Below are 12,250 nucleotides of genomic sequence, written 5' to 3'. Positions count from 1 at the left end.
GCTTATCTATACGTTTACATGTTGTCCTTAACTGCTACGGCAACCATTTTAGCTTTTGCACGCACTTTACCTGCCACTGACATTTCCATAGAAACGATGGCTTTTCTTTCCCCTAGTTCCTCCAATGTTGAAGTAACGACAATCTCATCGTCAATTGGGGTTGGGCTAAGATAATCAACTTCTAAATGAGCTGTGATGAAGCGTCCGATAACTGTTTCAGCTGTCAATTCCAAACCCTTTTGATGATGAGCGAACCATGCAGCAGACGCTGTTCCATGACAGTCAAAAATCACAGCAATCATGCCACCAAATAGATTTGCAGGGACACCTCCTGTATACTGTTGGTCTACCTTGATACGGCTAATGCAGCTTGTGCCCTCTACACTTGGATAAGTTTTCAAATGCAATCCTAAATCATTCTTAGGCCCACAACCCCAACAGTGTTGAAATCTTTCCCCATATGTATCCTGAATTGCAACATTTCTTATTTCTAATGTCATGTGAACTCCTTTCAGAAGTATATTGATTAGTTTTCTTCATTATAGCAATCTTTGCCACAATAGTAAATAGACTAGTCCGATAATTATTTTAATCCCTAGTCTAAGCTCACTTTATAGAGAAAAAAGAGCGTTTCCGCTCTTTTACTTAGTATTTAGGAGAAGGTACTTGTTTCACTTGAAATGTTTTTTGATAATTTACTTTAATCATCATATGAGAGTCCTCATTTCTTTTTGATGACTCTAGTATAGATCTCTTTCCTAAAACATATCTTATAGTTTTCTTAGAAAATACTTAATCCAAATATTCTTTCTTTTGTAGATTTAGAGCTATTATATGCCATTCTGGATCCTCTTGCCAGTTAGGCAGGGAACTAATATAACTGGCAACTTTTCTGGCTTCTTCCAAAATAGGGAAGTCTTCGATAATATCAGCCACTTGAAATTCTGGTAAGCCTGACTGTCTCGTTCCAAATATTTCTCCCGAACCTCGCATTTTCAAATCTTCCTCTGCAAGGACAAAACCATTTGTTGTCTCGGTCATGATACGCATACGGTCTTTCCCAGAGTCAGTTTTGGGATTGGCGACGAGCACAGCATAGGACTGTTTATGACCCCGACCAACTCGACCCCTGAGCTGATGGAGTTGACTGAGCCCAAAACGGTCGGCATCCATGATAATCATGACTGTCGCATTTGGGACATTGACACCAACTTCGATAACCGTTGTCGAAACAAGAATATCGGTTTTCTTCTCTTTAAATTCTTGCATAATCTGATCTTTCTCATCACTTTTCATCTTACCATGTAAGAGGGCTACTCTTGCCATACCAGAAAAATGAACCGTCAATTCTTCCGATAAAGCAATAGCATTTTTCAGATCAAGAGCTTCAGACTCCTCTATCAATGGAGAAATAACATAGGCTTGAGAACCCTTCTGAATTTCTCCCTCTAGCCAAGTCAAAACCTGAGGCAGTTGCTCATGTTTAATCCAACGCGTGACAATCGGTTTTCGCCCCTCTGGCATTTGGTCAATAATAGACACATCCATATCTCCAAAAGCTGTGATAGCCAGAGTACGTGGTATAGGAGTCGCCGTCATCATGAGGACATCTGGGTTATCTCCTTTTTCTCTCAAGATGCGCCTTTGCCCTACGCCAAAGCGGTGTTGCTCATCAATAATAATCAAACCTAGTCTAGCGTAATCTACACCATCTTGAATTAGAGCATGGGTTCCAATAATAAAATCAACTTCACCCTTGCCAATCTTTTCCAAAACTTGGCGCTTTTCTCCAACTTTTAAAGAGCCTGTCAAAAGAACTAGTCTTAAATTCGGAAATAGTTCCTGTAAACTCTCAAAATGCTGTTCAGCTAAAATCTCTGTTGGCACCATGAGAGCAGCCTGGTAGCCTGCTGTCACAGCAGCATACATAGCTAGTCCTGCAACAACTGTCTTACCACTACCTACATCTCCTTGTAGAAGACGATTCATATGGCGGTCAGAACTCATATCAGTCAAAATTTCTTCCAAACTCTTTTCCTGAGCTGGAGTTAAGACAAAAGGCAGGCTTCCCCTCGCTTTTTCTAATTTTTCACGAGACCAGTTTATGACTAGGCCACTACCATGAACCATATTTTCTGATTTGAGGGTTTGCAATTGCATTTGGAAATAGAAAAGTTCCTCAAACTTAATCCGCCTAAGAGCTTGACGATAATCCGCCAAATCCTTGGGAAAATGCATGGCACGCACAGCTTGACCACGTGGCATAAGCTTGTACTTATCTAGTAAAGTTTGAGGGAGATTCTCCTCCAGTAAGAGATCCAAGCCCTGATCAAAGGCCGTTTTAATGACCTTGACCAAGCCTGCCTGACTAACTCCTTGAGCTAAACGATAGACTGGCTGAAGATCATCCTCGACTTGAGCCAAGACTTTCATCCCTGTCAAACTAGCCTTAGCACGATCCCACTTACCAAAAACTGCTAGAGTAGCACCAAGTTCTATCTTATCTGCTAGATAGGGTTGATTGAAAAAATTAACTGCAAAAACAACTTCTCCCTGTTTCAGACTAAAGCGTAGGCGATTGCGCTTGAAACCATAATATTGGACACTGGCAGGAGTTACGACCTGACCAGACAGGACCGCTTTTTCACCGTCTTCCAGCTCTAGCACCTGCTTGCTCTTGAAATCTTCATAACGAAAAGGAAAGTAGAGCAAGAGGTCCTGCAGATTTTCAATGCCTAATTTAGCATACTTTTCTGCTGATTTGGGCCCTACACCTGGTAAGACATGTAAGGGTTGATGTAAATTCATCTTGCTCTCCTTCCCTTATTTGTCCTTAATAATATTCTCTCGGGATGCGATCACTTAGGAGGCAAACAACTTCATAGTTGATAGTCCTCCGATAGGTCGCCACCTCTGTAGTAGTGATTTCCTTATCACCATTTGAACCAATCAAAGTTACCTTCGTTCCCAACGGATAGATATGAGGTAGACGAATAGTTATTTGATCCATGGAAACTCGACCAACGATAGGGCATAACTGTCCATCTACCAAGACCGAAAAATTTTGCATATCTCGTGTCCAACCATCCGCATAGCCGATTGGCAATGTAGCAATCACTTGTTCACTACCAGTTTCATACGTAGCCCCATAGCCTACACAAGCCCCCGCTGGAAGCGTTTTTACATGTACAATAGCAGACTCCAGGCTCAATGCCGGCTTCAAGTCATACGGTAGCTCCAAGACTCGTCCACTAGGATTGAGTCCGTACATGGCATCCCCCATACGGACTGCATTGAAAATTGTTTCTGCATGCCAAAGAGTCGTTGCCGAGTTGCTAGCATGAATTAGTTCTGGTAAGTCTTTAAAGTCTGCTAGAATAGCTTTAAAACACTTTAATTGTTGGTCAAAGTAGGCCTCATACTGCTCATCCGCTGTTGCAAAGTGGGTGAAAACTCCTTCAACATAAGCTCCATGTTCCTGAAGTAAAACTTGAGCTTCTTGGGCTTCTTGAGCGTCTCTAAAACCGATTCGGCCCATACCTGAATCAATCTTGAGGTGAACAGTCAAACCAGATAGGTTTGAATGACTAGCTAATAAGCCCTCAACCCACTCTAGCCCTGCTACCGTCAAGGTAATATCAAATTCTTGCGCTAGTGAAACTGACTCAACCTCAGATACTCCTAGAATAAGAATTTTCTTAGTGATTCCAGCTTGACGTAGCTCAAGTGCTTCATCGACATTTGACACACAAAAACCATCTACATCATTCTGGATAGCTGTAGCAACGGCTACTGCTCCATGTCCATAAGCATTGGCTTTTACGACCGCCCATTTGATGGTTTCTTGGGGAATATGAGCTCCCATTTGTTGGATATTATATCGGATTGCTCCTAGATTAATCAATGCCTTTGTCGGTCTATGTGGACTAGTTTTCATGATTTCCCTCCAAAATGACACTTGCCGTTACATACTCTTCTGTATGACTAATAGATAACCATATCTTCCCTGAAAAAGGAGCTTGGTTAAAATAAGGGGCACCTTTATCATCATTCAAAACTTCTAAGTCCTGAAAACTAAGCTTCCCTATCCCAGTCCCTATAGCCTTGGCAAATGCTTCTTTAGCGGACCAGCGCCCTGCTAGATATTCAAATTGCTTGCGGCCTTTAAGACTAGTATAACGTTCCAATTCTCTTGCCGTCAAGACTCGAAGAGGAAAGTTTGCTCTTTTTTCAACCGCCTCTTGTATTGAAGCTAATTCTTCAATATCGATTCCATGTCCAAGTATCATTTTTATCAAAAAGAGTTGAGATCCCCCCAACTCCATCCTTTTCTCTTATTTTATTAAAGTAGCATAAATTTCTTCGATCAAGGCTTCTGTTTTTTCCCAGCCCAAGCAAGGGTCTGTAATGGAACATCCAAAAATTTCAGGCTGATTTTGACGTCCATCTTCTAGGTAAGACTCAATCATGAAACCACGAACTGTTTTCTTGATTTTTTCATTCCATTCACGATTCAAAAGACTTTGTCGAACAATACGAATTTGTTCTAGGTATTCTTTACCTGAATTATCATGATTAGTATCAATGATAATAAATGGATTTTCTAAACCCATCTCCTCATAGCCTTCAATAGAGTCTAGTAAGGTCTCATAATAAAAGTTGGGTTTGTTGTCCCCATACTCATTTAGGCCACCTCTAAGAATGACATGTGCCAAAGGATTTCCTGAAGTCTCTACTTCTTGTCCGTGGTAGAGGAAAGTTTGCTTGTTTTGCGCTGCATAGATAGCATTAAACATAACAGCTAGATTACCAGATGTTGGATTTTTCATGCCTACTGGAGCATCAATACCTGAGGCTACAAAACGGTGTTCCTGATCCTCAACCGACCGAGCTCCCACCGCATGATAACTCACCAAATCATCGACCATCACTAAATTTGATGGATAGAGCATTTCATCTGCCGTTGTCAATCCTGTCTCCGTAATGACCCGATAATGAAGGTGGCGAACTGCCTGTAAGCCATTGATTAAACTTGGTGCTTTTGATGTATCTGGTTGATGAACCAATCCCTTATAGCCATCACCGTTGGTCCGAGGTTTGGCTGTGTATACACGCATGACCATAAAGATTTTATCGACTACTTTTTGCTGTAAACGAGATAAGCGACGAGCATACTCTAGAACAGCTTCTTCATTATCCGACGAGCAAGGTCCTAATATCAATAAAAGACGGTCATCCTTACCAGCAATAATATTTGCCAGTTCCTGATCACGTTTATTCTTGTGATGTAAGGCTTCAGCAGATAGCTGTGTGTCAGCCTTTATCAATTGAATATCGATTTCTTGACCTTTTTCGATAAATGCCATCTTAGTCTCCTAGTGTTTGGTAGATTTCTCGAACTAGAGCTTCTGTTTTTTCCCAACCAAGGCACGGATCTGTGATAGATTTCCCAAATACCTCTGGCTCATTTTGACGTCCATCTTCTAAATAGGATTCAATCATGAAACCACGTACATATTTTTTAATCTTTTCATTCCAAGCTCGGTTGATTAAGGTTTGACGAACAATACGAATCTGTTCTAAATATTTCTTACCTGAGTTATCATGGTTGGTATCAATAACAATAAACGGATTTTCCAAGCCCATTTCTTCATACTGAGCAATAGTGTCTAATAAGTTATCATAGTAGTAATTAGGGATGTTTTTACCGTATTCATTAAGGGCTCCACGGAGGATAGCATGAGACAAAGGATTACCCGTTGTCTCCACTTCCTTTCCTAAGAAAAGGAAACTCTGCTTATTCTGGGCGGCATAAATACCATTGAACATCACATTTAGATTTCCTGAAGTTGGATTTTTAAATCCTGTAGAGAAATCAGCTCCACTGGCTACAAAACGGTGCTGTTGATCCTCTACCGAACGCGCACCAACTGCCATATAAGAAATCAAGTCATCTACCAAAGGAAGATTTTCTGGATAAAGCATTTCATCTGCTGTTGTCATCCCTGTTTCTGTGATAACACGATAATGGAGTTGGCGAACTGCCTTAATACCATTAATAAGACTTGGAGCTTCCTTAGCATTTGGCTGATGGATCAATCCCTTATAGCCGTCACCGTTAGTACGTGGTTTAGCAGTATAGACACGCATGACCATAAAGACGCGGTCTTTGACTTCTTCTTGTAAGGCTGACAAGCGTTTAGCGTATTCAATTACGGCATCTTCATTATCAGATGAACATGGTCCAATTACTAACAAAACACGTTGATCTTCTCCACGAATAATAGCTTCTAACTCTTGATCTCGTTGCATTTTTTTAGCCAGTGCTTGGCCTTCTAATTTGGATACACTACGAACTTCTTCTATATTTATTTTAGGGCTTCTAGCTGTAAATACCATAACTCGTCTCCTTATAAAGCAAACGGACGCCGAGCAAAAATTTACTTTTCACTATGCATCCGCCTAAAAATTATTCAGTCTAATTATTTTTTCCCGTGACAGTTTTTAAACTTCTTACCTGAACCACATGGGCATAAGTCATTTCGTTTCACTTGACTTAAGTCCAAATCATCTGGAAGATTTGTCTGCTTAGCTGCAATGTTTCGGGTAGCTGTAGTACTGATATGACGTTCCGCTTGAGGACGTTCTTGTTCATGAATTTGAGCTTTCATCATCAATCGAGTAACATCAAATTCAATTGATCCAATCATATCATTAAACATACGGAAACCTTCCGCTTGGTATTCTACAACTGGGTTATTCTGAGCATAACCACGAAGCCCAACAGCATTACGTAACTGGTCAAGCGCATCGATGTGGTCTGTCCATTTACTATCCACAACACGCAGAATCAATACTTTTTGGAATTCCTTAACAGCTTCCTCGTCACGTAATTTAGCTACTTGGCTATCATATACTTCCAAGGCACGTTTGTATAGTTCATCCTTAATAGCTTGGTCAGATAAACCAGTAAGGTCTTCAAGGGAAATCGAGTTCTCTGGGAGCAAGTTATACTTAGCAAAATTAAGAATTGCTTCTAATTTTTCTTCTTGCTTAGCACGAGCATGATTGTCGACAATACGGTTGATTGTACGCTTAATCATAGCGTGAATTTCTGGAGCAAGATCTCGATCAGCAGTGATAACATCATGACGTTGAGCGTAGATAATTTCACGTTGCTCTCGCATAACATCATCATATTGAAGGACTTGTTTACGAGTATCGTAGTTATTTCCTTCAACTCGTTTTTGGGCTGCTTCCACTTGACGAGTCAACATACGTGATTCGATAGCTTCATCAGACATGTTAAGACGTTCAAATACACCTTTCAAGCGTTCTGAACCAAAGCGTTTCATCAAATCATCTTCAAGAGATAGGTAGAATTGAGATTCACCTGGATCTCCTTGACGTCCCGAACGTCCACGAAGCTGATTATCAATACGACGGCTCTCATGACGTTCTGTACCGATGACACATAGTCCACCAAGCTCACGAACTCCTTCACCAAGCTTAATGTCGGTACCACGTCCAGCCATGTTGGTTGCAATCGTAACTGCACCACGTTGACCAGCGTTCATAATGATTTGCGCTTCTTTGTAGTGATTCTTAGCATTCAATACTTCGTGAGGAATACCTGCAGCTACTAATTTCTTAGAAAGGAAATCACTGGTTTCAACCGAAACAGTACCTACCAAGACTGGTTGACCTTTTTGGTAACGAGCCTTAACGTCTTCAACTACAGCTTTGAATTTTGCATCAAGGCTAGCATAAAGAAGGTCAGAGTGGTCGATACGTTGGATAGGACGGTTGGTTGGAATTGGAATAACGCGAATATTGTAGATTTCACGGAATTCTTCTTCTTCTGTTTTACCAGTACCAGTCATACCAGCCAATTTTTTATACATACGGAATAAGTTTTGGTATGTAATAGATGCAGAAGTCTTGGTTTCGTCTTGGATTGGCACACCTTCCTTAGCTTCAATCGCTTGGTGTAATCCGTCTGAGTAGCGACGACCTTCCATGGTACGTCCTGTAAATTGATCGACAATCAAGATTTCTTGTTCTTCACTAACCACATAGTCAATATCTAATGTCATAATGTAGTTGGCACGAAGAGCGTTGTCGATGAAGTGAGTAAGAGCTACGTTTTCAATATCGTAGAGGTTTTCTAGCTTAAAGTAGTCTTCAGCCTTATCAATCCCTGAATCAGACAGACCGATTGTTTTAGATTGGATATCAATAATATAATCTTCTTTATCCAATGACTTAACAAAGTAGTCAGCCATATGATATAGTTGGCTTGTCTCAACTGCATTCGCACCTGAAACAATCAATGGTGTTCTAGCTTCATCAATCAAGATTGAGTCAACCTCATCGACCAAGGCATAGTTGAGCGGACGTTGAACCATGTTTTCTGCACGAACAACCATGTTGTCACGAAGGTAGTCGAAACCAATCTCTGAGTTTGTCGAATAAGTGATATCACAAAGGTAAGCTTCTTTTTTCTCCATCGGAGATTTAGCTGCCAAGTTGATACCTACTGAAAGACCAAGCCAAGAGTATAGTTCACCCATTTCAGTAGCGTCACGTTCTGTTAGGTACTCGTTGACTGTAACTACGTGTACTCCCTGGCCAGCTAAGGCATTAAGATAAACAGGCATAGTCGCTGTCAAGGTTTTACCCTCACCAGTACGCATTTCTGGAACGTCACCATGGTGAAGAACGATACCACCCATAACCTGAACCTTGTATGGGAAGAGACCAAGGACACGCTTAGCACCTTCACGAACAACCGCAAATGCTTCATACAAGAGCTGATCTAACGTTTCACCATTTTGATAACGTTGCTTAAACTCTTCCGTTTTCGCTTGAAGCTGCTCATCTGTCATTGCAGCCATCTCATCTTCGTATTTCAAAACCTTGTCAGCCATCTTTTCAAGACGACGAAGTTCACCTTTATCATTTTCGATAATTGTTTTTAGTAAATTTGCCATTTTTTTCCTTACTTCGAATTTTTAATATTTTAAAACGTTCTTTTCATTGTAACATATTCACTAATCTTTTTCAACAAAGAATACATCTTTATAAACAGAAAAAAGGTTGATTTTATTGCTTTTTTAGCATTTTTTGTCTTTTAGTTCCACTTTTATTTAAACTTCCCATCCATACAAAAACCTTTAGCATTTGTTCTCATCCAAAGTCCTTTTCGACAAAAAGCCTAGAACAAATGTTCTAGGCTTTTGATTGATTTATTGACATACGATCTATCGCGATGAAGAATTGCCAAAGTCAACCTTTGGAGCCGTCTTAGCTTCTTCGCTTTCTTTAAAGATTTCTGCCTCTTTAAAGTTCATCATATTAGCGAAAAGAACTGTTGGGAAGCTTCTTAATTTTTGATTGTATTCTGTTGCCACTTTGTTGTAATCCTTGCGGGCTACAAAGATACGATTTTCACTTCCAGCCAGTTCTGTCATGAGTTGTTCTACATTTTGGTTGCTTTTCAACTCAGGATAATTTTCAGTTAAGGAGATTAAGCGTGAGATGGCTGAACTCAACTCTCCTTGAGCTTCCTGATTTTCTGTGGATGTAACTGAACTATTGCCAATCTTAGCTCTTGCTTCTGCAATCCTGGTGAAAACTTCTGTTTCATGGTTCAATTGTCCTTTGACAGATTCCACAAGATTTCCAATAAGATCTGACCGTCGTTGAAGGGCAGTAGCCACATCTGCTTGTGCTTGTTCCACCTTGGTTTGTTCGGAAACAAGGCCATTATAAGTGCCTACTACTGAGCATCCTCCTAGCAAAATAATGGCCAGTAATATACTCAATACATAAATAATTCCTTTATTTTTCATATCTAAACCTACTCATTTCTATAAATTTTTAATACAAAGGGAAAGAATTACCAATCATCAGATGAGCCTCCGCCATCGAAGCCACCACCGTCCCAGCCACTAGACGAGTCTGAGCTTGACCAGGAAGATCCTGAATCGGATGAGTCACTATACCACCAGCCTCCGCCAGATGAGTCACCGCCGCTACCCCCACCACCTCTGATAATGGCAATAATGACTCCTATGAAATATATCCCCGTCAAAAACAGAAAGAAATCTTTCAAGGGATCTTTTCTTTGATGGCGACTTGATGAACTGTTTCTGTCTCGATTAGATTTTTTTCCACTGATACTTTCAGAATAACGTTTGATTTCAGAGGATTCATCAGACGAGAAGGTTCCCGTTCCTCTATAAAACTGATTGTCCAAACCTTTGGCAATCGCCAGAATCCCCTTACTATAGTCACCGTTTTTAAAATCTGTACGACTAGCTGCCAAGATCTGCTTGGTTTGATAGTCCGTTATTCTAATGGCAGTGTTATTGCTGGTTTCAATTCTTGATTTACGGTCTTGAACAGCTACCACAATCAGACTTCCAAAATTATCTCCTGAATAGCCAACCTTCCAAGCCCTGGCAGTTTCATTAGCCACCGTTTCAATGCTTTCTCCTTCCAGACTGTCTACGATATAGACGCCTATTTGAAGTTTTTCTGTCTTTTTACTGTTGGCTTCATTCAAATCACGAATTTGGGTGACTACATCCTCTGTCAAATAATGATTAGGGTCATAAATCCCATAGGCTGGTTTTTCAGGTACTGTGAATCCGGATAGGAAGAAAAATACCATCAGTATTCCAAGCAAGCGTACGAACAAACTATTTTTTAATAATCTGTATGCTTTCATAATAACCTCCCTATATTAGGAAAATTGATTTAGAGAATTATAGCACTTTAAATTTTACAAAGAAAGTACGTTTCCATTACAAATCCGTGACAAGGACTAGGAAAATGATGTTATTTTGATGACAAATTCAGCTCTAGTCTCCTGATGTCATTTCCAAAAAAGAAGGTCCAAGAACCTTCTTCTTTTTATCATTTTATTTTCGTTTTCTTGCGATCAGATGAATCGGTGTTCCTTCAAAGACGAAGGCCTTGCGGATTTGATTTTCCAAGAAACGCAAGTAAGAGAAGTGCATGAGCTCTTCTTCGTTGACAAAAATCACAAAGGTCGGCGGTTTAGTCGCCACTTGAGTCGCATAGAAGATCTTGAGGCGTTTCCCTTTATCAGTCGGTGTTGGGTTGATGGCGATAGCATCCATGATGACATCATTCAAGACTGCTGATGGGATACGAGTGTTTTGACTCTCACTAATTTGCTTGATCATCTGAGGTAGTTTGTGGAGACGTTGCTTGGTCAAAGCCGAAACAAAGATAATCGGAGCGTAAGGCAGGTATTGGAACTGCTCGCGAATATCCTCTTCCCAGTTTTTCATGGTGTGGTTATCTTTTTCAAGAGTATCCCACTTATTGACTACAATAATCATCCCTTTACCAGCTTCGTGGGCAAATCCAGCGATACGCTTATCATACTCACGGATGCCTTCTTCGGCATTGAGGACCATCAAGACTACATCTGAACGGTCAATAGCTCGCATGGCACGCATGACTGAGTATTTCTCTGTGTTTTCATAGACTTTACCAGACTTACGCATACCTGCCGTATCTATCATGGTAAACTCTTGACCATCTTCATCTGTAAAATGCGTGTCGATAGCGTCACGAGTTGTACCAGCTACGGGACTAGCAATCACACGATCTTCTCCTAAAATGGCATTGATCAAGCTAGATTTTCCGACATTTGGACGTCCAATTAAGCTGAATTTAATGACATCCGGATTTTCTTCTTCGACTTCATGTGGGAGATTTTCCACGATAGCATCCAGTACATCCCCTGTCCCAATACCGTGTACAGACGAGATTGGTAGAGGTTCGCCCAAGCCAAGAGCGTAGAAATCATAGATATCATTTCGCATCTCTGGATTATCAACCTTGTTAACTGCAAGGATAATAGGTTTATGGGTTTTATATAGTTTACGTGCTACGTATTCGTCTGCATCCGTGATTCCTTCTTTACCGGAAACTACAAAGACGATGACGTCTGCCTCTTCCATGGCAATCTCTGCCTGGTGCTTAATTTGTTCCATAAATGGAGCATCAACATCGTCAATCCCTCCAGTATCAATCATACTGAAAGAACGGTTGAGCCACTCGCCAGTAGCATAGATACGGTCTCGTGTTACTCCTTCGACATCTTCTACGATTGAGATGCGTTCCCCTGCAATACGGTTAAACAGGGTTGATTTCCCAACATTGGGACGTCCTACAATGGCAACAGTTGGTAAGGCCATGTTTTCTCACT

The 12,250-nt window shown here is 40.7% G+C and carries 10 protein-coding genes; all 10 read right to left on the bottom strand.

Annotated elements, in window-relative coordinates; translation table 11 throughout:
• Positions 1-14 precede the first annotated feature (14 nt).
• Complete coding sequence (locus PAN07_RS12780) at positions 15-500, bottom strand: hotdog domain-containing protein (protein WP_269798031.1); 486 nt, start codon at positions 498-500, stop codon at positions 15-17.
• 292 nt (positions 501-792) lie between these two features.
• Entirely contained in the window at positions 793-2,808 is a 2,016-nt protein-coding gene (recG, locus tag PAN07_RS12775) for an ATP-dependent DNA helicase RecG (RefSeq protein ID WP_269798030.1), read from the bottom strand.
• A gap of 25 nt (positions 2,809-2,833) precedes the next feature.
• Positions 2,834-3,937 carry an alanine racemase gene (gene alr, locus PAN07_RS12770; protein ID WP_269798029.1) on the bottom strand — a complete coding sequence of 368 codons (1,104 nt, stop codon included), beginning with the start codon at positions 3,935-3,937 and terminating at the stop codon, positions 2,834-2,836.
• Positions 3,927-4,289 carry a holo-ACP synthase gene (acpS, locus tag PAN07_RS12765; protein ID WP_269798061.1) on the bottom strand — a complete coding sequence of 121 codons (363 nt, stop codon included), beginning with the start codon at positions 4,287-4,289 and terminating at the stop codon, positions 3,927-3,929. Before acpS ends, alr begins: the two co-directional genes overlap by 11 nt.
• A 45-nt stretch (positions 4,290-4,334) precedes the next feature.
• Positions 4,335-5,366 (bottom strand): 3-deoxy-7-phosphoheptulonate synthase, encoded by a 1,032-nt coding sequence (locus PAN07_RS12760; RefSeq protein WP_269798028.1) that lies wholly within the window; start codon positions 5,364-5,366, stop codon positions 4,335-4,337.
• Position 5,367: 1 nt separating this feature from the next.
• Positions 5,368-6,399 carry a 3-deoxy-7-phosphoheptulonate synthase gene (locus PAN07_RS12755; RefSeq protein WP_269798027.1) on the bottom strand — a complete coding sequence of 344 codons (1,032 nt, stop codon included), beginning with the start codon at positions 6,397-6,399 and terminating at the stop codon, positions 5,368-5,370.
• A gap of 83 nt (positions 6,400-6,482) precedes the next feature.
• Positions 6,483-8,993 (bottom strand): preprotein translocase subunit SecA, encoded by a 2,511-nt coding sequence (gene secA / locus PAN07_RS12750; protein WP_075565821.1) that lies wholly within the window; start codon positions 8,991-8,993, stop codon positions 6,483-6,485.
• 270 nt (positions 8,994-9,263) lie between these two features.
• Positions 9,264-9,854: a LemA family protein gene (locus PAN07_RS12745; RefSeq protein ID WP_269798026.1), complete on the bottom strand. Its 591-nt coding sequence runs from the start codon at positions 9,852-9,854 to the stop codon at positions 9,264-9,266.
• Positions 9,855-9,901: 47 nt separating this feature from the next.
• Positions 9,902-10,735 carry a TPM domain-containing protein gene (locus tag PAN07_RS12740; protein WP_269798025.1) on the bottom strand — a complete coding sequence of 278 codons (834 nt, stop codon included), beginning with the start codon at positions 10,733-10,735 and terminating at the stop codon, positions 9,902-9,904.
• Between the two features lie 193 nt (positions 10,736-10,928).
• Positions 10,929-12,239, bottom strand: a complete 1,311-nt coding sequence (gene der / locus PAN07_RS12735) for a ribosome biogenesis GTPase Der (RefSeq protein WP_269798024.1) — start codon at positions 12,237-12,239, stop codon at positions 10,929-10,931.
• Positions 12,240-12,250: the final 11 nt, after the last annotated feature.

The organism is Streptococcus sp. SM5, assembly GCF_027497975.1.
Note: the sequence above shows the minus strand (reverse complement) of the source record. Positions and strands in the feature narration are given on the sequence as shown.